Consider the following 24198-nt stretch of genomic DNA (forward strand, 5'->3'; position numbering starts at 1 on the left):
ACCCTCAGCACGCTTGGTAACCGTGCGTAGAGTGCAATGGCATAAGGGTGCTTGACTGAGAGACATACAGGTCGATCAGGTTGGAAACAAGAGCATAGTGATCCGGTGGTTCCGCATGGAAGGGCCATCGCTCAAAGGATAAAAGGTACTCCGGGGATAACAGGCTGATCTCCCCCAAGAGCTCATATCGACGGGGGGGTTTGGCACCTCGATGTCGGCTCGTCACATCCTGGGGCTGGAGAAGGTCCCAAGGGTTGGGCTGTTCGCCCATTAAAGTGGCACGCGAGCTGGGTTCAGAACGTCGTGAGACAGTTCGGTCTCTATCTGCTGTGGGCGTTAGAAATTTGCGTGGATCTGACTCTAGTACGAGAGGACCGAGTTGGACTGACCTCTAGTGTACCTGTTGTTTCGCCAGAAGCATAGCAGGGTAGCCACGTCGGGAAGGGATAAGCGCTGAAAGCATATAAGCGCGAAACCCACCACAAGATGAGATTTCTTTAAAGGGTCGTTGGAGATTACAACGTTGATAGGTCATAGGTGTAAAGGCAGTAATGTCATAGCCAAGTGATACTAATAACCCATAGACTTATGTACACTTCTCCCGTCGCAAGACGGGAGAGACACTCTTTTTTTATTCGTTACTTACAATATTATTTTACCATATGTTAATTTATACGGTTGAACCTAGTTCAGCTGAAAGATTTAGGGTGGTTATAGCATTGGGGCTCACCTCTTCCCATCTCGAACAGAGAAGTTAAGCCCAATTGCGCCGATGGTACTGCATTTATGTGGGAGAGTAGGTCGCCGCCTTTCTTTAAACTGAGTAAAATCAGTTCTCTAAACCTTATATCCAAAAGATATAAGGTTTTTTTGTGGAAGAAAATTAAGAAAAGGTACAGAAAAGAAGCGCAGTGGGCTGCGCTTTTTTATCTAATTATCCTGTAAGTAGTATGCTCTTTTAAACAAGAAGTTTTGTGGTACGTATCATGTTTATTAAAATTTGATATTGTTTATTCTTGTTTGCAGTTAAAGTTCTCTACTAGACGGAATAGAGGAAAAGACAGCATATGAAATATGGAACGTATATTTTATTGGTATAAGATATTTGCAGAAATTTTTCATTTAGTAAGTTATCTTTATTACAATTCGGTATCCTTTTTAAAAAATTGAGCAGGTAGTGCAATAAGCGTATAAGTAAAGGCAAAGGATGATAATGGTGCAATGGAATATTTTAAGTAGTAGCTATGTACACGAGCTATTATGATTGAAATGAATATTAAGTAATTGTCAGTAAAAAGTCTTTTGAGTTTTACTCATCAAAATATTGGTTTGAAGAGAGCAGCTGCACTCTGCACTATATGGTTGTAAAGTACACACCAAAAAAAACTCGTGCATAGTTATTCACGAGTTTTCAATTTTCTAAATAGGAAGATTTACATAGGCACCAGATCACCTGCGATATCTTTAGAAGGTAACGAAGATTTCCCCATTAAAAAAATGTCTACTTGTCTTGCTGCTTCTCTTCCTTCGGAAATAGCCCAAACAATTAAAGATTGGCCACGTCGCATATCTCCAGCAGTAAAAATAGTAGGCACATTGGTTTGATATTTTCCGTATTCGGCTTTGTAGTTTGACCTTGCGTCCATGTGTATTCCTAATTGGTCTGCTAACGTTTTTTCGGGTCCTGTAAATCCAAGGGCTAATAAAGCCAAGTCGCAAGGCCATGTTTTTTCGGTACCCTCAATTTCTACTAATTTTGGGCGTTGCCCAGGTACCGTCTGCCAAGCAACATTTACTGTTTTTAGTGCAATTAGTTTGCCAGCAGCATCCTTTACAAACTCTTTTGTGTTGATCAACCAATTGCGCTCTATTCCTTCTTGATGTGATGAAGATGTCTTTAGTTGCAGAGGCCAAAAAGGCCAAGGCGTGGTTGGAGAACGATCACCTGGAGGTTTTGGCATAATCTCAAAATTAACGACTGATTTTGCTTTGTGTCTGTTGGAGGTCCCAATACAATCAGAACCAGTATCTCCACCACCAATAACAATCACATCTTTGTCAGTTGCCATAATTTGGTCTTTCACCTCTTTTCCATACAATACTTTGGTCTGTTGTGTTAGGAAATCCATTGCCTGAACAACGCCATCCGCGTCAATTCCAGGAGTGGGTAAACTCCGTCGTTCAGTAGATCCACCGCACAACACGATACTGTCAAATATTTTTAAATCTTTTACATCGTAATTCACACCAATATTAACGTTGGTTTTAAATAGGATTCCTTCTGCTTCCAAAATAGCAATACGTCTGTCGATAATTCCTTTTTCCATTTTGAAATTCGGAATTCCATAACGCAGTAAACCACCTACGGCATCATCTCTTTCAAATACGGTAACGGCATGTCCTGCCCGGTTCAACTGTTGTGCTGCTGCTAAACCTGCAGGGCCAGAGCCAATAACGGCGATGGTTTTTCCTGTTCTGCTCTTTGGAGGTTGCGGTTTTATCCAGCCCTCTTTAAAAGCGCGTTCGACAATATTTTTCTCTATGTTTTCTATGGATACCGGATCTTCTATAATGCCTAACACACAAGCTTGCTCGCAGGGAGCGGGGCACAAACGCCCCGTAAATTCTGGAAAGTTGTTCGTGGAGTGTAGGATCCAAGAAGCCTTTTTCCATTCGCCTTGGTGCACCATATGATTGAAATCTGGAATTAAATTTCCCAGTGGGCATCCACTATGGCAAAACGGAATACCACAGTCCATGCAACGAGAACCTTGTGTTTTTACTTCTTTTTCAGAAAGTGGAATGGTAAATTCTTTATAGTTTTTTACACGATCTAATACAGAGGTGTAGGTTTCATCTTGTCTTATAAATTCTTTAAATCCTGTTGTTTTTCCCATAATGTTATGCTGTTGTTAATTCTTCAAACATTGGTTCTTCTGTTGCTAAACGTTTTAGCGCACTTTTGTACTCCGTAGGCATTACTTTCACAAAGTTTAGCAAGCTCGTTTCCCAATCTGCTACTAAGTCAGAACCTCTTTTACTTCCGGTATATAGGACATGCTTTTCTATGTTTGCTTTTAGATCTGCAGCATCGTCGCCAGTAACCGTTTCAAAGTCAATGGTCTCCGTATTGCAAAGGCCATTTATAAAATGGTTTTCTGGATCATAAACATAAGCGATTCCTCCACTCATTCCTGCGGCAAAATTTCTTCCTGTTTTCCCAAGAACAACTACTTTTCCACCGGTCATATATTCACAACAATGATCCCCAACCCCTTCTACTACTGCAATGGCACCTGAATTACGAACCGCAAACCGCTCTCCAGCAATTCCATTGATGTACGCAGAACCAGATACGGCTCCAAACAAACAAACATTTCCAACAATAACATTATTTTCGGCAAGAAAGTCGGCTTTTGATGGTTTCTTGATAATTAGTTTTGCTCCAGATAATCCTTTTCCTAAGTAATCATTTGTATTGCCCTCTAAAATAAACGTCAATCCGTGGGCGCTAAACGCACCAAAACTTTGACCAGCAGAACCTGTAAAATTGATATTTAAGGTATCTTCGGGCAGTCCTAAATGTCCATATATTTTAGATATTTCATTGCTCACAATCGCGCCAACAGCACGATTGGTATTTTTTATTGGATAGTCTAAAATCATTTGTTCTTTTCGATACAGCGCCCTGTGGGAATCTTTCAAAATGGTGAAATCTAAAACACCCTCTAAATTGTGATCTTGCTGTTCTGTGTTTTTAACAATCATCTCTCGGTACGCTGCAGGTCTGTATAAGATACTAGATAAGTCTAAACCTTTTGCCTTGTAATGTTTAATCGCTTTATTGGAATTGATCTTATGGGTTTGTCCAACCATTTCATCTAAGGTTCTAAATCCGAGTTCAGACATGATTTGTCGAAGTTCCTCTGCAATGTAGAAAAAGAAGTTAATGACATGTTCTGGTGTTCCTTTAAAGTTTTTGCGCAATTCTTTGTCTTGGGTTGCAATTCCAACAGGGCAGGTGTTTAAGTGACATTTTCGCATCATAATGCATCCTGATGCTACAAGCGGCGCTGTTGCAAATCCAAATTCTTCAGCACCTAATAACGCAGCGATGGCAACATCTCTTCCTGTTTTTAATTGGCCATCACATTCTACAACAATCCGGCTTCTTAAATTATTTAAAACGAGTGTTTGCTGTGCTTCTGCCAGACCAAGTTCCCAAGGAAGGCCTGCATGTTTTAGCGAGGTAAGCGGAGAGGCTCCTGTTCCGCCATCATAACCAGAGATTAGTACAACATCTGCTTTTGCTTTTGCAACACCTGCAGCAATGGTTCCAACACCCACTTCAGAAACTAATTTCACATTAATTCTCGCTTCGCGATTGGCGTTTTTTAAATCGTAAATCAACTGTGCCAAATCTTCAATCGAATAAATATCGTGGTGTGGAGGAGGCGAAATCAATCCAACAAAAGGAGTGGAGTTTCTGGCTGCCGCAATCCAAGGAAGTACTTTATAGCCTGGAAGTTGCCCTCCTTCACCAGGTTTTGCCCCTTGGGCCATTTTTATTTGAATTTCTTTTGCATTTGTAAGGTAGTGAGAGGTGACTCCAAATCTTCCAGATGCTACTTGTTTGATAGCAGAATTTCTGTTGTCACCATTCATATCTTTTTGAAAACGTCCTCTGTCTTCCCCACCTTCACCAGAATTTGATTTTCCGCCAATTCTGTTCATAGCAATGGCTAAATTTTCGTGAGCTTCACGGGAGATCGATCCATATGACATGGCACCTGTTTTAAAACGCTTTACTATTTCTGTCCATGGTTCTACTTCCTCTAAAGGAATTGGATCTAGATTGTCAAATTGAAACAAACCGCGAATGGTCATCAAGTTTTCTGCTTGTTCGTTGATGGCTTTTGCGTACACATCATAACTTGCTTGATCGCTCAAACGCACCGCTTGCTGCAATTTAGAAACGGTTGTCGGGTTTAGTAAATGTCGCTCCCCATTTCTTCTCCAGCGATATTCTCCACCAACATTTAATCCTAAGTTTTTATCAATTTTATTGTCTGGATATGCTTGCTTGTAGCGTTGGTCAATTTCTTTCTCAATCTCGTACAATCCAATACCTTCTATTCTTGAAGCAGTATATGGAAAATACTTTTCTACAAATTGTGAGTTGAAACCAACGATTTCAAAAATTTGAGAACCTCGGTAAGAATGCAAAGTAGAAATCCCTATTTTGTTCATTACTTTTAAAAGTCCTTTTCCAATTGCCATATTAAAATTATCAACGGCTTTTTGCGCATCCATGCCAGTAATAAAACCTTCTTTCACCTGTGTGCGTATAATCTCGTTCACCATGTAGGGATTGATAGCACTTGCACCATAACCAAAAAGTGTTGCAAAATGATGTGGTTCGCGCGGTTCTGCAGATTCAATGACAATATCGAAGAAAGAACGTTTTCTCAGACGGTTTAGTTGATGATTTACAAAAGAACAGGCGAGTAGCACAGGAATTGGAGCAAATTCTTGGTTAACACCCCTGTCTGAAAGGATGATGATATTGTTTTTATTTGCGATTGCTTTTTCTATTTGAATGACAATATTATCCAATGCGTTTTCGAGGCCATTTAAACCTTCTGCCTTTTTATATAGGATTTCGACCGTTTCAGCTTTGAAACTTTCAACATTTATATTCCGAATACGTTCTAAATCTTTATTTGAAATTACAGGGTTTTGAATGCGTAATTTTCGACACTGTCTGTCGGTTATACTAAAAATATTTCTGTCTTTCCCTAAATTTAAACTGATATCTGTCACAATTTCTTCACGAATGCCGTCTAAAGGTGGATTGGTTACCTGTGCAAACAGTTGTTTAAAGTAGTTTGATATCAATTGTGGCCTGTCGGATAGTACAGCAAGCGGGGTGTCAATTCCCATGGAAGTCAATGCTTCTTTCCCATTTTGCGCCATCGGTGAGATTACCTCCTGAATATCTTCAAATGTGTAGTTAAATAAACGCTGACGGGTCTTGATATCGATGGTTTCAATCGGACAGGTTTCTGTAGTTTCTGGAACGTCTTTTAAATGCAAACGTGTTTTGTCTAGCCATTCTTGGTAAGGTCTTTCGGAAACAATCTTACTTTTTATTTCTTCATCCTGAATAATTCTACCCTCATTCATGTCTACTAAAAACATCTTTCCAGGCTCTAGTCTTCCGTGTTCTTTTACATCCTCTGGAGCGATTTCTACAACGCCAATTTCTGAAGACATAATAAGTTTACCACTTTTAGTGATGGTATATCGAGAAGGTCTTAACCCATTTCTATCTAACAAGGCACCAATGTAATCTCCATCTGTAAAAGGCACCGATGCAGGACCATCCCAAGGCTCCATAATACACCCATTGTATTCATAAAAAGCTTTGCGCTCAGCAGACATGGTATTGTGTTTTTCCCACGCTTCCGGAATCATCATCATCATAATTTCTGGCAAAGATCTACCGGTATGCGTTAAGAGCTCTACCACCATATCCATTGAAGCGGAGTCTGATTTTCCCGGTAAAATTATTGGGAAAAGTTGTTCTATTTGTGGGCCAAAAACGTCACTTTTCATGATTTCCTCGCGCACACGCATTCTACTTACATTTCCTCGCAGCGTATTAATTTCTCCATTTTGACACATGTGTCTAAAAGGCTGGGCAAGCTCCCAAGTAGGCATGGTGTTCGTCGAAAAACGTTGATGCACTAGAGCCAGACGCGTTACTAAATCTATTTCTTGTAAGTCCTTATAATAGGGACCAATATCCTCAGGCATGATAATGCCCTTGTAAATAATGGTGGTAATTGATAGGCTTGAAACATAAAAATAAGCACTTTCAGAAGTTTTGGACTTGCGGATTGTGTGTTCCGCTATTTTACGCGCAGCATAGAGCTTTGCTTTGAAGGAAGCCTCATCCATTTCAGTGGTTTTACCCACGAAAAGTTGCTCTATATTGGGTTCTGATGCCAAGGCAATTTCTCCTAAATAAGAGGAGTCTACAGGAACTTGTCTCCATCCTAAAATAGAAAGTCCTTGCGCTTTTAATTCTTTTTCAAAAATTGCTTTGCAAAAATTATATTGATTGGTTGCTTTTGGAAGAAACAGCATTCCAGCGGCATATTCTCTTTGTTCCGGAATTTGAAAATTACAAACGCGTTTAAAATAGGCATGGGGAATGTCGATTAAAATACCTGCACCATCTCCAGTTTTTCCGTCAGAGCTAACACCACCTCTATGTTCTAGCTTTACTAGAATTTCTAGCGCGTCGTGTATAATCTGATTCGTTTTTTTACCATTTAAATTACAAATGAATCCTGCGCCGCAATTTTCGTGTTCAAATTCGGGTAAATATAAGCCTTGTTTTTCCATTTTCTGTTGAATTATACTCGCTAAATTATATATTTTATTGCGAAAAATTCAACATATTTTAGTATTATATGTAATTTTTGTGATGAAATCAAAAATTACATATAAATAATTTAATTACAATAATTAAATCTTTTTAAAATGAGAAAATCATAATTATCAGAAAAATCTGCAAGCTTTTTGTAGTTGCGGTTCAATTAGGCTTGTTATTTTAGTAATTTCTTTAAATTGTCTTTTAAAATAATTGCGAAAGGTCTTCTTTGAATAGCACTTTTGCTATGGCTGATGCCTTGATACACGTATCTTTTTTTTCATTTCCAATACTTGGTTCCACCCAGTACAAAAAAAGAACACTTACTTTATGCGATGCATTTTTCGTAGTAGTGTATTTTGATTTTCTAATAGTTCCTTTTATTTTAACTCTTTAAAATAAGATGCACGAATTCATTTTTTTAAAATAGCTAAAAGTACATTTCTTGAAAAAAATCACACAAACCAATTTTTAGGTTTGTGTGATTTTACAATCAACTAACATAATGTTGTTATTCGTTCTTTAAATCTCTTTGTCTTTTTCCTGGATATGCAATAGATCCGTGTTCAGAAATATCCAAACCTTCGATTTCTACTTCCTTACTCACACGCAAGCCGATAGTAGCTTTTAAAGTTCCAAGAACAATAAAAGACAAGGCAACCGCCCAAACGCCGTAAGCCAATATTCCAATTCCTTGAATTCCAAGTTGCGCAGCGCCACCACCATTGAACAATCCAATAGCTTTGTCACCATCTATGCCCCAAAGACCAATTACCAAAGTACCCCAAGCACCAGCTACCCCGTGCACGGAAGCAGCTCCAATAGCATCGTCAATTTTTAATTTTTTCTCTATAAATTCAATAGAGAACACGACTAGTATTCCACCGATTAAACCGGCAAGAACACCACCTTCAGCAGACATGTTTCCACATCCTGCAGTAATACTTACCAATCCTGCCAATGTACCGTTTAAGGTTTGCGCTAAGTTGGGTTTACCATACCAGATCCAAGTAGTAATCAAGGCTCCAAGTCCACCCGCTGCTGCTGCTAAATTTGTAATTAACACAACATTAGAGGCGCCAATTGCATCTGCACCGCCCCAGGCTAATTGAGATCCACCGTTAAAACCAAACCAACCCAACCAAAGGATAAAGACTCCTAAGGTGGCAAGTATTTGATTGTGTCCGGGTATTGGTAAAACTTTACCATCCACATATTTTCCAATTCGAGGTCCTACTAAGAAAGCGGCAACTAATGCAGCCCATCCACCAACAGAGTGTACAATAGAAGAACCTGCAAAATCTATAAATCCTAATTTTGTTAACCAACCACTACCTTGCCATTGCCATCCTCCTGAAATTGGATAAATAACTGCGGTCATTATAATGGAAAAGATAATGTACGTGCTGTATTTTGTTCTTCCTGCAATGGCTCCTGATACAATCGTTGCTGCAGTGGCAGCAAACATGGTTTGGAAGAATAAATCTGCTCCCTCACCTTGGAATAAACCACTCCAGAAAAACCAACCATTTGAAGTTTCACCATACATTAATGAGTATCCTACCAGCCAATAGGTAAGGGATCCTACACAAATATCTAGAATGTTTTTCATTGCAATGTTGACCGCATTTTTAGAGCGGGTCATTCCAGATTCTACCAAGGTAAAACCTGCTTGCATAAAGAAAACTAAGATACCTGCTATTAGCATCCATAGCATTCCCATGTCTCCGTTAATTTGAGCTACTTCTTTCGCTAAATCTGCAGCTGAGGCCGCAGTAGCATCTTGGGTACTTATTAATAATAAACTCATGTGTATTGATTTTGATTAATGTTTTATTTAAGAGCCTGTAAAATTCCACACCTTTATAGTTGCTTTATTTTTTTATCAGAGCGTGTATTAGAACGAGTATACTGCGGCCATTGTGAATGCAGAAACACTTTTTTGACCCGCAAATACTTCAATGGCAGCATCTTCAGAAGAGTCTAGTCTCAGATCTGTAATTAGTTTTAAGTTGTCTGTTAAAGAAACATTTGCAGTTAAAGTATAGGCAGTTACACTTGCATCTGAAGCGCCATTTGCTTGAAAAAATTCAGGTCTGAAACCCAAAGCAAAGCTATCAGAAAGTGTTTTTTGCAGGTACAGTGCAGCTCCTTGGTAGCCTGCATCTGCATCTGAAGAGTTTGAATAGGCAGCATTGATTCCTAAGAATACAGAATCAGAGAGATCAAATCCTCCTGTATAGTCGAAAAAGACATTGTCTGTAATTCCACTTCCGTCTACACCTCCATAAATAAAGTTTAAGAATTGCCCTTTGTATCCCAATTGCGCACCAAGCTGCATTTCACCACCAACATTTCCATCAGCACTTGAGATTGCATGCGAATTTGTAAGTGCTAACATATAGGAAAAGTCATCAGAAACCTCATAGTTTAGTTTGATACCTGTGTGTGAGAACGGACCTGCATTAAATAAATAGGATACGGTATAGTTAAAATTAACTGCTGGAGAAATAACTTCATATCCTAGGAAGGTATTAAATTGTCCTGCGGTGATTGTAAGTTGATCACTTACCTTGTAGTAGGCATATAATTGATTGATGGCACCTGCTAAGTTAGCATCATCTGCTCTTGGTCCAAAAGCTAAATCGGCAACCACACCTGCTTTTCCTTTTTCATATGCAAATACAGTATTTGCAGATCCCAAACCAAAACCATTGGCGTTTTCTGGATTTGCGATTAAAATACCAGGAGTTCCCGCTCCATCGACAAAATTAGCAGTTCCATATACGTCTACAGTTCCGCTTAAAGTGAAGGTTCCTTTTTCTTCTTTTTCCTGCGCTGTTGCAATGAAACTCACGGCTAGTAATGCTGTAAAAATAATTTTTTTCATAATAGTTGTTTTTGTTGTGTTATGAATTTGTAGTAATTGATCTTGGCCAAAAGTATATATTTATTTTAAATTAAAAAAGGGGTGTATTTAAAATATTAGCATATTTTTAACACATACCCTCAAAAAAATAGGGGTAAAATTAATAATTGTTTATTTTTATAGTTTTGAATGGTAAAAAATATAGGGTTTGCAAAAAAGTAACCAATAATTTTATTATATCCATAAAAATGCATGTTTTGTAAAAAAAATGTAATTTTTGTACTTTTGCAGCTATGAAATACACCTTTTCTTATTTAATTCGTCTTGAGTTCTTAGGGTTTCGTTTCTCTGGATGGCAAAAGCAGCTGAATGCGAAAACAGTACATGATATTGTAGACAAATCATTGTCTTTTGTTTTTGAGGACAGCGCTTATAAAACAATTGGTGTAGGAAGAACAGATGCTAAAGTTTCAGCAAATGCGTACTATTTTCAGTTGTTTAGAGATTCTGAAATTAAAGAAGTTTCTTTTTTGGCGTCTTTAAATTCGAACTTTCCTCCGGACTTTCGAGCAATTACCGTTCAAGAAGTAGGGACTGATTACAATGTGATCCAAGCTTCTAAACGTAAAGAATACCATTATTATTTTTCTTTTGGTGCTAAAAATCATCCGTTCGCAGCACCATTTTTGGTAAATGTGGCCGCAGACCTTGATCTCAAAAAGATGATGGATGCTGCTAGGTTGTTTGAGGGCGAGCATTATTTTCATAAGTATTGTACCAAGCCTTCGGCTCAAACTGTTTTTAAAAGAGTTATTGACGTTTGTGAGATTGTGGAGAATACGATTTTAACTGCCAGTTTCTTTCCTGAAAAGTCGTATATGTTAAGGGTGCAAGGAAAAGGGTTTTTGAGGTATCAGATACGTTTGATGATGGCGACCTTATTTGAGGTGGGCAAAGGAACGTTGGATGCCACATTTATTATTGCTTCTTTAAAAGAAGACAATGATCGAAAGTTCATGCGTAATATTGCACCTTCTTCAGGTTTGCAGTTGTATGATATTGAGTTGCAATTGTAATTTAAAAACGGTTTTTTTAGGACTTTTGGTTTTTATAAAATAGGGCCAAAAGAAAAAAATCCTACAAGGTTGTAAAAACCTTGTAGGATGTATTAAGATTTTAGGCTGCATTTTATCCTCGGATAAGTCCTCTAGAAATTACAATTTTTTGAATTTCTGAAGTCCCCTCATAGATTTGAGTAATTTTTGCATCGCGCATCAAGCGTTCTACGTGGTAGTCTTTTACAAAGCCATTTCCTCCGTGAATCTGAACCGCTTCTATAGTTTGCTCCATGGCTACTTTACTTGCATACAATTTTGCCATTGCAGATGACATGTCATAATTATGACCATTGTCTTTGTCCCAAGCAGCTTTCATTACCAACATTCTTGCCGCTTCAATTTCGGTATACATGTCTGCGAGTTTGAATGCGATTGCTTGGTGATTGCAGATTTCGGTTCCAAACGCTTTGCGCTCTTTAGAATATTTTAACGCCAGTTCATAGCCACCCGCAGCAATTCCTAAAGCTTGCGCAGCAATACCAATTCTACCACCAGAAAGCGTTTTCATGGCAAATGTAAATCCAAACCCATCTGCACCAATTCTATTCTCTTTAGGTACTTTTACATCGTTGAATTGTAAAGTATGGGTGTCTGACCCTCGGATTCCCAATTTATCTTCTTTGGGGCCTACATGAAAACCTTCTGCGCCTTTTTCCACAATAAAAGCATTGATGCCTTTGTGTCCTTTTTCTCTGTCTGTTTGGGCCATCACCAAATATACATCTGCACGACCACCGCTGGTAATCCAGTTTTTTGTGCCATTTAGAAGGTAATGGTCTCCCTTGTCTTCTGCAGTTGTTGCTTGTGAAGTTGCGTCAGAACCCGCTTCGGGCTCGCTCAAACAGAAGGCACCTACGTACTCTCCTGTTGCTAATTTTGTTAAATATTTTTGCTTCTGAGCTTCCGAAGCATAGCTTTGCAAGCCATAGCAAACCAAGGAGTTGTTTACAGAAACAATGACAGAAGCAGAAGCATCTATTTTAGAAAGTTCTTCCATTGCCAAAACATACGAGATGGTGTCCATTCCGCTACCCCCGTATTCTGGGGCTACCATAATGCCCATAAAACCGAGAGCACCCATTTTGCGCACTAATTCTTGGGGAAATTCCTGCTTGTTGTCTCTTTCGATAACTCCTGGTAATAATTCGGTTTGCGCAAAATCTCTTGCGGCATCACGAATCATAATGTGTTCTTCTGTTAAACTAAAGTCCATGGTTTATTTTTATTATTTTCTTGTGAGTAAGTGCCAAAGATATCGATTTCGTGACGTATTGTTAGCAGACATTTGTTAATTTTACAGATATGAATGAAAAGCACCTGTTTGCTATTGGGTTGATGTCTGGAACTTCTTTAGATGGCATTGATCTGGTGTATGTGAAGTTTCTTGAAAATGACCTTTCTTTTTTTGAGATTGTACATGCTGATACGATCGCGTATGCGACAGCATGGAAGCAAGAACTGCAAAAGGCAATTCATTTCTCTGCGGAGGAACTAAGGGTATTAGACCAAACGTATGGCAAGCACTTGGGGCAGGTTCTCCAAAGTTTTATTGGCAACTATCAAATTAAAAACATCGATTTTATTGCATCACATGGCCACACAATTTTGCACGAACCTCAAAAAGGCAGCACGCTACAGGTAGGTGCAGGTGCAGCAATTGCGAAAATAACCCAACAGAAAGTAGTTTGCGACTTTAGAACGCAAGATGTGCAACTCGGTGGTCAGGGTGCACCTTTAGTCCCTATTGGAGACGCTTTGTTATTTCCGAGCTATGAATTTTGTTTGAATTTAGGTGGTTTTTCCAATGTCTCTTTTGAAAAAGAGGGGGAAAGAAAGGCTTTTGATATCTGTCCTGTAAATATTGTATTGAATTTATTTTCAAATAAAATAGGACTTGAATATGATGCATCGGGAGCCATTGCAGCTGAAGGAGTCTTAAATCTCCCCCTTCTAACATCTTTAAATGCATTGGCGTTTTACAGCCTAGCAGCACCAAAATCTTTGGGTTTAGAATGGGTTCAAAAGGAAATACTGCCGGTAATCGCAAGGCACGAAACAGATATTCCTTCTATTTTAAGAACTTTTGTCGAGCACATTGCAATGCAAATAGCCAAGGTTGTTCAAAATTCAGATTCCGTTTTGGTTACTGGTGGTGGTTTTTTTAATACTTTTTTAATGGAAAGAATCCAATACCGATCGCAGTGTAAAGTAATTCAACCCTCTGATGCCGTAATTCATTATAAGGAAGCATTGATTTTTGCTTTTTTAGGGAGGTTGCGCATTGACAATCAGATCAATTGCTTAAAGAGTGTGACTGGGGCTATTAAAAACCACTCTTCAGGAGTTATTTTTTTACCATAGTTTTTGGATTAAAAAGTTTACAGAATTGTTTTTTTTACAGTAAGTTTGTTAATTATTGTACTCATTTTTACAAATCTAAAAAGACCCTCAAGTAATGAAACAGCTTTAACTTCTCTAAACGAATATGTATCGTACACATCGCGCATAAAAATTAGAAAATAAGTTAGAATTTTAGAATTATATAGGATGAAAGAATTATTAAAAATATACGAAAACAAACAACCTGAAATCGTTTTTCATTGGAAAGATCCAGAAACAGAGGCTGAAGGCTGGACGGTTATCAATTCACTAAGAGGCGGTGCTGCTGGTGGGGGAACGCGCATGCGAAAAGGTTTAGATAAAAATGAGGTACTCTCATTAGCAAAGACAATGGAAGTCAAGTTTACGGTTTCTGGTCCTGCTATTGGAGGTGCTAAATCGGGAATCAATTTTGATCCCAACGATCCAAGAAAAAGACAAGTTTTAGAGCGCTGGTATAAAGCAGTCACTCCGTTGTTGAAACATTATTACGGTACTGGTGGCGATTTAAATGTCGATGCCGATAAAGATGTCATCCCGATTACGGAGAATTGTGGTGTTTGGCATCCACAAGAAGGTATTTTTAACGGACACTTCAAACCAACAGAGGCAGAGAAAATCAATCGAATTGGGCAACTGCGTTTGGGAGTTATCAAAGTGTTAGAGAACAAAGAGTTCTCTCCAGATTTGTCAAGAAAATATACGGTTGCAGACATGTTAACGGGGTATGGTGTTTCTGAAGCGGTGAAACATTATTACGATATTTATGGTGGAAGTATAAAGGGAAAAAGAGCCATTGTTCAAGGATTTGGAAATGTAGGTTCAGCTGCTGCGTATTATTTAACCCAGTTAGGCGCGAAAGTAGTCGGTATTATTGACAGAGAAGGTGGGATTCTCAAAGAGGATGGATTTTCGATGGAAGAAATGACGCAGTTGTTTTTAGCCAAAGACGGAAATCAATTGGTTGCCGAAAATATGTTGTCGTTCGATGACATCAATGAGAAGATATGGAGTCTGCCAGCAGAAATTTTTGTTCCTGCAGCCGCTTCTAGATTGGTTTCGAGAACACAAGTTCAGCAGATGATCACTGCGGGGTTAGAGGTAATCTCTCCGGGTGCAAATGTTCCTTTTGCAGACAAAGAAATTTTTTTCGGTCCTATAATGGAGCATACAGATAACCACGTCAGCTTGTTGCCAGATTTTATTTCCAACTGTGGTATTGCAAGAGTATTTGCGTACTTAATGGAGGCAAGGGTAACGTTGCCAATGCGCGACAAAGATATTTTTAACGACACCTCAGAAATTATAAAAAAAGCGTTGCAAAAAACATTTGCTGTAAGCGCTTCAAAAACAAAAATTTGTTCCACTGCTTTTGAAATTGCATTGAAACAGTTAATTTAAATTAGAGAGAAATATGGAAGCAATCATTATCATTGTATTTGTAATGGGGTATTTGGCCATTACGCTAGAGCATAATATAAAATTAGACAAGTTAATTCCTGCCTTAATCATGATGGCTGTCTGTTGGGCGGTTGTTTCATTGGGGATTGATAGTTTTTCTAATTGGTTTGACTCTAGCACTCATGGCTTGGTCGAAGGCTTTGCTACGATGCCACATGATGATAAATTGCATTTGGTAGAAGAAACCTTATTGCACCATCTTGGCAAAACATCAGAAATTTTAGTCTTCCTTTTAGGGGCGATGACCATTGTTGAAATTATTGACTATTTCGATGGATTCGCAACGATTAAAAGCTATGTAAATTTTAAAAGTAAAAAGAAACTTTTATGGATGTTTGCCGTGCTTGCTTTTATATTGTCTGCGATCATAGACAATTTAACGGCAACGATTGTATTGATTTCAATTTTACAGAAAATTGTCAAGAACAGAGATGACCGAATTTGGTTTGCAGGTTTAATCATCATCGCTGCCAATGCAGGAGGCGCTTTTTCACCTATTGGAGATGTTACGACTACGATGCTTTGGATTGGAGACAAGGTGAGTACGGGAAAATTATTTTCTTACTTATTTATCCCATCGTTATTGTGTATGGTAGTTCCTACTTTTATTGCGACTTTTTTAACCGCTTTTAAAGGCGATATTGCGGTGGATGAAACGGAAGATGAAAAGCCAAAAAATAAATACAGTGCGCGCATGTTGTACTTAGGATTGGGTTCTATTTTATTTGTGCCTTTTTTCAAAACCATTACACACTTGCCACCGTATGTGGGAATGATGTTGTCTTTGGCAGTGGTTGCAACGTTTGCAGAAATATACAGTCGCTCAAAGTTTTCAATTTCTAGTATCGACAGTGCAGAGTCAGATGAGAATGCACACCACAGTCCCGTGCACGCTTCTTTGTCTAAAATAGAAATGCCAAGTATCTTATTTTTCTTGGGAATTTTAATGGCAGTTGCGGCTTTAGAGTCTTTGGGGATTTTATTTAATTTTGCAGACAGTCTCAAGCAAAGCATTCCTTTAATCGGTTCTGAGTTGGATGGAACGGTGGTTTCCGATTTTGTTGTTATTTTATTGGGAATTGGTTCTGCAATTATCGATAATGTACCATTAGTGGCTGCAAGTTTAGGGATGTTTTCAGAACCTTTAGACAATCCACTATGGCATTTTATTGCATTTTCGGCAGGTACTGGGGGATCTATGTTGATCATAGGTTCGGCAGCAGGCGTTGTGGCAATGGGAATGGAGAAAATAGACTTCTTTTGGTATTTCAAGAAAATATCATGGTTGGCATTGATCGGGTTTTTAGTAGGTTCTGTCGCTTTTGTAGTGATTCGATCCTTCGTTTAAAGAATATAAAGTAGTGTAAAAATGTCATTTTGATTTGTTTTAAAATGGCATTTTTTTTGTTTTTAAACAATTTATAACAGGAACGCACGTTCTGCTTACAGATAAAAATTATAAGGAAATGATATCATTTTTTCAAGAAAATACGGCACTTTTAGAAGCTGCTGGTGGAGAGAAAACCCTCTCTATTTACAAGTTAATTATGGATGGAGGTATTGGAGGACGCTTGATTCTCTCTCTCTTGTTTGTATTGTTAGCAGTGGCTTTGTATATTTATTTCGAACGGTTTTTTGCAATTAAAACAGCGTCCAAAATAGATGAGAATTTTATGAATCAGATTCGAGACCATGTTTCTAACGGAAGATTGGATGCCGCAGATGCCCTTTGTAAAAGTAAAAATACTCCTACAGCGCGATTGATAGGAAAAGGAATTTCAAGGATCGGAAAACCTTTAGACGATATCAATACAGCTATTGAAACTGCTGGTAAGCTCGAAGTGTATCAGTTAGAAAAAAATGTCAGTGTATTGGCAACCATTTCGGGAGTGGCGCCGATGATTGGTTTTTTAGGAACGGTTATAGGAATGATTATTGCCATTCACGAAATTGCAAATGCTGGGGGTCAAATAGATATCAAGTTGCTTTCCGATGGATTGTATACTGCGATGACGACCACGGTAGGGGGCTTAATTGTGGGGATTATTGCCTATATGACCTACAACCATTTGGTGGTAAAAACAGACAAAGTGGTGTACCAGATGGAGGCTAAATCTGTCGAGTTTTTAGATTTATTAAACGAGCCTGTATAAACAGCTGCTATGATTAGCAGTGTTGTAATGGCAGCGCACCAAACTTTTAAGCACTCGGCTTTTAATTTTTAAATATTTTAAGACCAATGAACTTACGTGGAAGAAATAAGGTAGATCCAACTTTTAACATGTCGTCTATGACAGACATTGTATTTTTGTTGCTCATCTTTTTTATGCTGACGTCAACCTTAGTCACTGTGAGTGCAATTGATGTTTTATTGCCAAAAGCAAGTGGAAAAACAGAAAATAGTGCTGCTGTAGCGGTTACAATTACAAATGCGGGTCTTTTTTATATTGACAAGTTATTGATACATGCAGACAATTTGGAAGCAGTAGTTGTGCGCACGGTTGGAAGTGACAAGCAAAAAACAGTCATTATTCGTGGAGATGAAGAAGTGGCATATAAAAATGTGATGCAAGTTATAGACATTGCGAATCGCAATAAGTTAAAAATGATATTAGCTGTGAAAGGCAAATAGCGCCTTCGAAGGTAGTCAACCGAATGCGCATATAAAAAAAAGCATGAAAGTATTAAATAGCAAGCACAAAAAGCAGTCAGCGGCAATTACCGCTGGAATCCTTTTGCTTATAATTTTAGCGATTTTCAATCTTGGTTTGGATTACTTGGATCCACCAGCAGAATATGGTGTGGCAATAAACTATGGAGATGCGGTGATTGGCAGCGGTGTTCCTGTGGAAGCAAAAAAAAGTTCGCAAAAAAAAAGCAGTGTTTCCGAAATAGAAAATATTCAGGAAGTTTCAGAAGAGGTGGTTGCAGAGGCGCTTCTTACTAGCGATGCTTCAGATGCGGTTCCTGTCTTGAAGAAAGTAGCCATAAAAAAGACAGCAGTGCCAGAAGTACGCACTGAAAAAAAGCAGCTAATACGAAAACCCTCCAAAGAAAATCAGGCAGCATTAGATAAATTACTGAGTGGCACACGTGCAGAACGGCCAGAACAAGGTGCTGGACCAGATGCTGTAGCTGGCACAAAAGGAGTGAACACGGGAGTTGCAGAAACTGCGAAGTACTATGGGAATACGGGAATCGCTTCCAACGGAAATTACAATTTAGCGGGAAGGAAGGTCTTAGAAACTCCAAAGAAACAGCCCAATTGTCAAGAGGAAGGCATTGTTGTTGTGCAAATTACCGTGGATAAAAAGGGAAACGTACTCAGCGCAATTCCTGGGGTCAAAGGCACCACAAATACGGCGCCTTGTTTGGCCAAACCGGCAAAAGAAGCCGCACTTAGCACGCGTTGGAATGTAGATACAGAAGCACCTGCAATTCAAACTGGAACCATCATTTATAAGTTTAGCTTATCTAAATAATCTCGTATCTTTGTGCCCTAAAATGCGCTTTCAATTTTGAAAGATAGCGATCAATTTATTTTTAATGACGTACAAAGAAACGCTTGCTTGGATGTTCGTGCAGCTGCCGATGTTCCAACGCGAAGGGAAGGTTGCTTTTAAAAAGGATCTTACAAATATTCTCGCTTTTTCTAAAGAACTGGGTTTTCCTGAAAAGAAGTTCAAATCAATCCATGTAGGGGGAACGAACGGAAAAGGATCTACCAGTCATATGTTGGCTTCGATACTACAGGAGGCAGGGTATAAGGTGGGTTTGTATACTTCACCCCACTTGAAAAATTTTACGGAGAGAATCCGTATCAATGGACAGGAAATTTCTGAGGATAAGGTGACTGTTTTCATACAAAAGAACAAGAACTTTTTAACAGCACAAAAATTGTCTTTTTTCGAGATGTCTGTAGGGCTTGCATTTGATTATTTCGCTGCAGAAGCAGTGGATATTGCCATTGTAGAAGTGGGCATGGGTGGACGGTTGGATTCTACCAATATCATTCGGCCAGAAGTTGCTGTAATTACCAACATTGGATTGGATCACACGCAGTTTTTAGGAGAAACCATGCCAGAGATTGCCTTTGAAAAGGCAGGAGTTATAAAAGAGACCACGCCCATTGTTATTGGAGAGGAGCAGTTGTTGGTAAAAAGTGTTTTTCTAGGAAAAGCGTCTGCGGGGGGAGCACCACTTTATTTTGCGTCAGATATAGAAGAAAGTTATCCCACAGATTTGTTGGGAGCGTATCAGAAGAAAAATGTAAAAACAGCGATTGCTGCCATTCGCGCGTTGCAAGGCTTTGAGGTTTCTGAGGAGGCTATAAAAAAAGGCTTGTTGGGGGTGGTGAAAAACACAAATTTAAAAGGACGCTGGCAAATTTTACAAGAAGCACCGAAGGTACTTTGTGATACTGCGCACAATGCCGCAGGTTTGGTAGAGGTTTTTGCGCAGTTACAAAAAGAAAAATATGAGCGCTTACATTTTGTATTAGGGGTGGTCTCAGATAAGAAGTTAGAAGACATACTACCACTTTTTCCTAGCGATGCGCAGTATTATTTTTGCAAGCCAGACATTCCAAGGGGGCTTTCTGAAACGATATTGCAAGAAAAAGCAATAGAATTTGGTTTGTTTGGAGCGGTGTATCCTTCTGTTAAGAAAGCATTCGAAGTGGCCTTATTAAATGCAAATCAGCAAGATATGATTTATGTGGGTGGAAGTACGTTTGTAGTTGCTGAAATAATTTAAATAAAACTTCATTTTTTGTTTGGTAAATTAAAAATCAGTGTTATATTTGCAACCGCTTAGAGAAACTATCAATACGATCTAAGTATTCCTTCCGGCTAGGAATTAAAACATAACGGGCAATTAGCTCAGTTGGTTCAGAGCATCTCGTTTACACCGAGAGGGTCGGGGGTTCGAATCCCTCATTGCCCACATCAATCACAATCCTGACGATTTTTCGTCAGGATTTTTTTTGTTTTAAAAGATGAGAAGCTTGCTTCGTCATTTTTTTTTAAAACAAAAAAGACTACATGAGCGCTGCTCATGAGGATTGTATTTGCAGTAGCGGTCTCCGAGGGCTGCACGACTGCTTTTTTCAGGCAGGAAGTGCATCCCTGTTTGATCCTTTTCAGTACTGAACAAAAATTCAAGTGCAACACGCATACGGATTGTAGTCGCAGTAGTGGTCCTCGAGGGCTGTACAACGGCATTTTTAAGCAGGAAGTGCATCCCTATTCGATAATTTTTAGTGCTGAATAAAAATCCAAGCGCAACGCGTATACCGATTGTATTTGCAGGAGCGGTCTCCGAGGGCTGCACGACTGCTTTTTTCAGGCAGGAAGTGCATCCCTATTTGATCCTTTTTAGTGCTGAATAAAAATCCAAGCGCAACGCGCATACCGATTGCAGATGCAGTAGCGGTCTTCGAGGGCTGCACAAGGGCCTTTTCAGGCAGGAAGTGCATTTCTGTTTGATCATTTTTAGTGCTGAATAAAAATCCAAGCGCAACGTGCAGAAGGATTGCAGTTTCAGTAGCGGTCTTTCAGGGCTGCACAAGGGCCTTTTTAGGTAGGAAATGCATTTCTGTTTGATCCTTTTTAGTACTGAATAAAAATCCAAGCGCAACGCGTATAAAGATTGTATTTGCAGTAGCGGTCTCCGAGGGCTGCACGACTGCTTTTTTCAGGCAGGAAGTGCATCCCTGTTTGATCCTTTTCAGTACTGAACAAAAATTCAAGTGCAACACGCATATGGATTGTAGTCGCAGTAGTGGTCTTCGAGGGCTGTACAACGACATTTTTAAGCAGGAAGTGCATCCCTATTCGATAATTTTTAGTGCTGAATAAAAATCCAAGCGCAACGCGTATACCGATTGTATTTGCAGTAGCGGTCTTCGATGGCTGCACGACTGCTTTTTTCAGGCAGGAAGTGCACTCCTATTTGATCATTTTCAGAAGAGAAACATTCATGATTTTTTAGAAAAGGTTTGTAAATTCCTTTAACTTGATTTATTAAACAATAATTCCTCTTCTATTTCTGTCAAGAATTCTTCTAAATTCAACATCAACTACTTTGTTCTTATCTGTACCTTCTACTATTAACACACAATCCTGCAGTCCATCTTTATTTAAATCATCATATTTTTTCTCAAATAGTTTAAACTTTAAAGGTATTAAGTCAGTAATATTTTTATGAACTGAACTAGAGACTTTATTTGGTGAATAATCGATTAAATATTTTGAGCTTTTATTTATGAAATCTGACTTTTTTTGATTTCTGACCATTAAATCATCTAAACCACTTCCAAAATCAGTATTTAGTTTGTCAATATCTTTAAAATTTTTTTCTTTTTTCTCAATCTAAATAAATTGCTCTTTTCTCAACGATTTTTTTTGCTTTCAGAAAGTTCTTTTCTAACAAAGTGTAAAACGATATTTAAAATACTATCAGATTGGATTAAATATTTTTTAGAACAATTATACATATTATGGTCTCTATCCAAACATCTTTGATTTTCTTGATTTAATTTGTTTAATATCTGTTTGAAGTTTTGCCTATTAGATAGATGTGGAATTAGTAGAAAAGTTAGAAGGATTCTCTTTTTCATGTTTTTTCGTGATTACACACAACCTATGTGTAAACGGAAGGTAGCAGTTTGAAATGCCATTACTTTTGGTTTAAAAGAAAAATAGCAGATAAGAACAAACCTTTTAGTTTACGCTCAACTGCTATTTTTTTTAAACGTAGTTGTGTGCAGTTAATTATTAGTAATAGCTCCAGTAACAAATCCTAAAATAAAGTCATTATCACTATTTCTTTTGTTTAATATTTTATTTATTTTCATAATATTAGACCAGTAAGTTAAAACCACTAACGTTGAATTTTTTTCGATACTTATTTTATAAGAAACTTCAACTCCAAAATTATCATTTTCCTCTACTTCGCATATTTTCTCTTTTGACACTATATTTTCAATTAGGTTATTTTTAAATAACGGAGTTCTGAACTTAAATTTCATGTTTTCAAAATATATTTTTTTATCAGAATAATAACCTATGGAATCTTTATTATAATAAATAACTCCACTCTCAAATAAATATTTTTTTGATTTGAAATTATCATTTTTAAAGTCTCCTTTTAAAACGGAGTCATTATTGCTATCAAAAACAATAAATTTAGCTTGTTTATCATCTAAAATATAAGTGGAATTTTTTAACGAAGTATTATTTTGCCCAAAAACAGGAGAACATATAACTAACAATAATAAAATTTTTATACATTTCATAATATTTTTATTTTAAGATTTCTCCAACAGCTGCACCAGCAGATGCACCTAATCCTCCCGCTAAAGCACTACCTCCTCCAGTTATTGCGTGCAACACAATACCAGATGCCGCGCCTTTAGCATCAGCTATAACTACTTTTTTGACTGATTTCCAAAATCTACCGCACCATCCTTTTCTTGATAATGCGTTTGACTTATTACCTGTATATTGTTCGTTTACAGCTTCATACCAGTCTATGTAGCTTGTACTCCAATATTTTGCAGAATGTCCCATAACGTCAACTGCACCCAACCAAGCGATTTTATTTTTTTCGTCCTTTAGACTTTCGGGTATATTATTCTTTAATTCTTGAGTTAAGCTATAAAGTTCAATTCCTCTGTTATTTTCTTCATTTAAATATTCGTTAGATAGTTCGTCGAGTTTATTTAGTTCTAAACTTAACTCATCTGAAAATATATTAGGTCCATTTGAAGATTTTAAATATTTATAGTTTACATGCTTATTATTATTAAAGTAGGTTACAGCTATTTTAGACATTGGAGCTTTATTTAGAAAAGAACTTTCTTCGTAAAAGTTATTAATTCCTTTTTCTATCAAAGAATTTATTTCCTTTAGTTTTAAACTTTTCTAACTACGCTTTGTTTTTTTTATTGTTAATAGAATCTTATCCATAGCTTTATTATGTTCTAAACCGATGTTGTCTATCATAGCCAACTTATTATCTGTCATTTCAGAATTTTCAGTTTCACAGTTTGTAAATAATGTTAAACTAATTAATGTAATTATAAAAGCAGAAATTTTTTTTAAATTTTTCATTTTAATTTGTGTTACTATTTTACGCATTCATTTTTTTTATGAGTATTGAATACTTGCAATTTTACCTTCTTTTTTAAGAAACGTATTTTGTGTAAAATTCTCGTATCTTCCTCTTTCTATTTTTTCTTCCAAGTAGGGAACTTTCTCGGATATGGTTAAACTTCGGTCTAATTATTCATTAGGTGTTATATGGAGAACAGAGTTCCTGTTTACAGGCTATTTTCTCCGGACAAGAGGAATTTTTGTTCCCGATTAGTGTTTTCCTTTAAATAAATAAAATAGCATCAGAATAACTTTTAATCTTTAAAATTTAAATTCACTTAACTATTTTTTCTAAATCTCGATTATAGTGGTAGTCTTTTTACCGTATCATTTTTAGCACCTGTTTGTCAATTAAATTTAAAAGATAAATGGGTGCGTGTCAATCCCTGAAAATGGTATAAATTTACTATCCCTGAATTTAGGGTCTTCTACCTCTGAATTCAGGGATAGTGAATCCTTTAATGTGCTGTTTGTCAGTATGTTTTTTTCTTTTTTTATTTTGAATATTTTCACATGTATTTACTTACCTATTTCTTTAAAATATTTATAAAACGCTAATTAAGAATCTTGTACCCTAAAAAGAGGTTTAGGTTTTGTTAAAGATCAAGTGTAAGAGAGGTACTTCATGAAGGTGCTTCATGGAGATGTTTTTTACTACAAATTTCTGGATATTTAGAGTCAGGTATTCAAGTATTTGAAATAAAATTAATATTTTTTTTATTTTTTTTAAAAAACAGTGTTGAGTGAGAGGTAAATACAACTTTATACCCCCCG

At 37.5% G+C, this 24198-nt stretch carries 17 protein-coding genes, 1 tRNA gene and 1 rRNA gene; 10 read left to right on the forward strand and 9 right to left on the reverse strand.

Annotation, left to right across the window (positions count from 1 at the left end; all coding sequences use genetic code 11):
* Positions 1-703 precede the first annotated feature (703 nt).
* A 5S ribosomal RNA gene (rrf, locus tag PI23P_RS06140) occupies positions 704-813 on the forward strand.
* A gap of 620 nt (positions 814-1433) precedes the next feature.
* Here rrf and PI23P_RS06145 read toward each other — a convergent pair.
* The 4 genes from PI23P_RS06145 to PI23P_RS06160 form a co-directional block, all read right to left on the reverse strand.
* Positions 1434-2897 carry a glutamate synthase subunit beta gene (locus PI23P_RS06145; RefSeq protein WP_004569896.1) on the reverse strand — a complete coding sequence of 488 codons (1464 nt, stop codon included), beginning with the start codon at positions 2895-2897 and terminating at the stop codon, positions 1434-1436.
* Positions 2898-2901: 4 nt separating this feature from the next.
* On the reverse strand, positions 2902-7413 hold the full coding sequence (gene gltB / locus PI23P_RS06150) for a glutamate synthase large subunit (RefSeq protein ID WP_004569897.1): 4512 nt from the start codon (positions 7411-7413) through the stop codon (positions 2902-2904).
* Between the two features lie 539 nt (positions 7414-7952).
* Positions 7953-9251 (reverse strand): ammonium transporter, encoded by a 1299-nt coding sequence (locus tag PI23P_RS06155; RefSeq protein ID WP_004569898.1) that lies wholly within the window; start codon positions 9249-9251, stop codon positions 7953-7955.
* Between the two features lie 87 nt (positions 9252-9338).
* A complete protein-coding gene (locus PI23P_RS06160) occupies positions 9339-10331 on the reverse strand; it encodes an outer membrane beta-barrel protein (RefSeq protein ID WP_004569899.1) in 993 nt (330 codons plus the stop codon).
* A gap of 272 nt (positions 10332-10603) precedes the next feature.
* Here PI23P_RS06160 and PI23P_RS06165 point away from each other — a divergent pair, with 272 nt between their 5' ends.
* Positions 10604-11386, forward strand: a complete 783-nt coding sequence (locus PI23P_RS06165) for a tRNA pseudouridine synthase A (protein ID WP_004569900.1) — start codon at positions 10604-10606, stop codon at positions 11384-11386.
* Positions 11387-11498: 112 nt separating this feature from the next.
* Here PI23P_RS06165 and PI23P_RS06170 read toward each other — a convergent pair whose 3' ends face one another.
* On the reverse strand, positions 11499-12641 hold the full coding sequence (locus tag PI23P_RS06170; RefSeq protein ID WP_004569901.1) for an acyl-CoA dehydrogenase: 1143 nt from the start codon (positions 12639-12641) through the stop codon (positions 11499-11501).
* Positions 12642-12730: 89 nt separating this feature from the next.
* On the opposite strand from PI23P_RS06170, the gene PI23P_RS06175 reads away from it, so the two are divergent.
* The 8 genes from PI23P_RS06175 (at position 12731) to PI23P_RS06210 (ending at position 20212) form a co-directional block, all read left to right on the forward strand.
* Positions 12731-13789 carry an anhydro-N-acetylmuramic acid kinase gene (locus PI23P_RS06175; protein ID WP_004569902.1) on the forward strand — a complete coding sequence of 353 codons (1059 nt, stop codon included), beginning with the start codon at positions 12731-12733 and terminating at the stop codon, positions 13787-13789.
* Between the two features lie 186 nt (positions 13790-13975).
* Entirely contained in the window at positions 13976-15208 is a 1233-nt protein-coding gene (locus PI23P_RS06180; RefSeq protein ID WP_004569903.1) for a Glu/Leu/Phe/Val dehydrogenase dimerization domain-containing protein, read from the forward strand.
* Between the two features lie 13 nt (positions 15209-15221).
* Positions 15222-16616 carry a sodium:proton antiporter NhaD gene (nhaD, locus tag PI23P_RS06185; RefSeq protein ID WP_004569904.1) on the forward strand — a complete coding sequence of 465 codons (1395 nt, stop codon included), beginning with the start codon at positions 15222-15224 and terminating at the stop codon, positions 16614-16616.
* Positions 16617-16734: 118 nt separating this feature from the next.
* Entirely contained in the window at positions 16735-17421 is a 687-nt protein-coding gene (locus PI23P_RS06190; RefSeq protein ID WP_004569905.1) for a MotA/TolQ/ExbB proton channel family protein, read from the forward strand.
* An 86-nt stretch (positions 17422-17507) separates the two neighbouring features.
* A complete protein-coding gene (locus tag PI23P_RS06195) occupies positions 17508-17900 on the forward strand; it encodes an ExbD/TolR family protein (RefSeq protein WP_004569906.1) in 393 nt (130 codons plus the stop codon).
* A 43-nt stretch (positions 17901-17943) separates the two neighbouring features.
* Positions 17944-18750, forward strand: coding sequence for a hypothetical protein (locus PI23P_RS06200; protein ID WP_004569907.1), 807 nt, complete (start codon positions 17944-17946; stop codon positions 18748-18750).
* 64 nt (positions 18751-18814) lie between these two features.
* Positions 18815-20023, forward strand: a complete 1209-nt coding sequence (locus PI23P_RS06205; RefSeq protein ID WP_004569908.1) for a bifunctional folylpolyglutamate synthase/dihydrofolate synthase — start codon at positions 18815-18817, stop codon at positions 20021-20023.
* Between the two features lie 114 nt (positions 20024-20137).
* Positions 20138-20212 (forward strand) — tRNA-Val (locus tag PI23P_RS06210).
* Between the two features lie 1079 nt (positions 20213-21291).
* Here the strand turns inward: PI23P_RS06210 and PI23P_RS06225 are convergent.
* The 4 genes from PI23P_RS06225 to PI23P_RS06245 form a co-directional block, all read right to left on the reverse strand.
* Positions 21292-21564, reverse strand: a complete 273-nt coding sequence (locus PI23P_RS06225; protein ID WP_004569910.1) for a hypothetical protein — start codon at positions 21562-21564, stop codon at positions 21292-21294.
* 473 nt (positions 21565-22037) lie between these two features.
* On the reverse strand, positions 22038-22565 hold the full coding sequence (locus tag PI23P_RS06235) for a hypothetical protein (RefSeq protein ID WP_004569911.1): 528 nt from the start codon (positions 22563-22565) through the stop codon (positions 22038-22040).
* Between the two features lie 7 nt (positions 22566-22572).
* Positions 22573-23163 (reverse strand): hypothetical protein, encoded by a 591-nt coding sequence (locus tag PI23P_RS06240; RefSeq protein ID WP_004569912.1) that lies wholly within the window; start codon positions 23161-23163, stop codon positions 22573-22575.
* Positions 23164-23193: 30 nt separating this feature from the next.
* Entirely contained in the window at positions 23194-23409 is a 216-nt protein-coding gene (locus PI23P_RS06245; protein WP_004569913.1) for a hypothetical protein, read from the reverse strand.
* Positions 23410-24198 lie beyond the last annotated feature (789 nt).

The sequence above is a fragment of the Polaribacter irgensii 23-P genome (genome assembly GCF_000153225.1).
Lineage (GTDB): Bacteria > Bacteroidota > Bacteroidia > Flavobacteriales > Flavobacteriaceae > Polaribacter > Polaribacter irgensii.

Excerpts from the sequence above, each read along its gene's own strand:
- PI23P_RS06145 (WP_004569896.1), bottom strand. The coding sequence starts at position 2,897 with ATGGGAAAAACAACAGGATTTAAAGAATTTATAAGACAAGATGAAACC.
- gltB (WP_004569897.1), bottom strand. The coding sequence starts at position 7,413 with ATGGAAAAACAAGGCTTATATTTACCCGAATTTGAACACGAAAATTGC.
- PI23P_RS06155 (WP_004569898.1), bottom strand. The coding sequence starts at position 9,251 with ATGAGTTTATTATTAATAAGTACCCAAGATGCTACTGCGGCCTCAGCT.
- PI23P_RS06160 (WP_004569899.1), bottom strand. The coding sequence starts at position 10,331 with ATGAAAAAAATTATTTTTACAGCATTACTAGCCGTGAGTTTCATTGCA.
- PI23P_RS06165 (WP_004569900.1), top strand. The coding sequence starts at position 10,604 with ATGAAATACACCTTTTCTTATTTAATTCGTCTTGAGTTCTTAGGGTTT.
- PI23P_RS06170 (WP_004569901.1), bottom strand. The coding sequence starts at position 12,641 with ATGGACTTTAGTTTAACAGAAGAACACATTATGATTCGTGATGCCGCA.
- PI23P_RS06175 (WP_004569902.1), top strand. The coding sequence starts at position 12,731 with ATGAATGAAAAGCACCTGTTTGCTATTGGGTTGATGTCTGGAACTTCT.
- PI23P_RS06180 (WP_004569903.1), top strand. The coding sequence starts at position 13,976 with ATGAAAGAATTATTAAAAATATACGAAAACAAACAACCTGAAATCGTT.
- nhaD (WP_004569904.1), top strand. The coding sequence starts at position 15,222 with ATGGAAGCAATCATTATCATTGTATTTGTAATGGGGTATTTGGCCATT.
- PI23P_RS06190 (WP_004569905.1), top strand. The coding sequence starts at position 16,735 with ATGATATCATTTTTTCAAGAAAATACGGCACTTTTAGAAGCTGCTGGT.
- PI23P_RS06195 (WP_004569906.1), top strand. The coding sequence starts at position 17,508 with ATGAACTTACGTGGAAGAAATAAGGTAGATCCAACTTTTAACATGTCG.
- PI23P_RS06200 (WP_004569907.1), top strand. The coding sequence starts at position 17,944 with ATGAAAGTATTAAATAGCAAGCACAAAAAGCAGTCAGCGGCAATTACC.
- PI23P_RS06205 (WP_004569908.1), top strand. The coding sequence starts at position 18,815 with ATGACGTACAAAGAAACGCTTGCTTGGATGTTCGTGCAGCTGCCGATG.
- PI23P_RS06225 (WP_004569910.1), bottom strand. The coding sequence starts at position 21,564 with ATGGTCAGAAATCAAAAAAAGTCAGATTTCATAAATAAAAGCTCAAAA.
- PI23P_RS06235 (WP_004569911.1), bottom strand. The coding sequence starts at position 22,565 with ATGAAATGTATAAAAATTTTATTATTGTTAGTTATATGTTCTCCTGTT.
- PI23P_RS06245 (WP_004569913.1), bottom strand. The coding sequence starts at position 23,409 with ATGCGTAAAATAGTAACACAAATTAAAATGAAAAATTTAAAAAAAATT.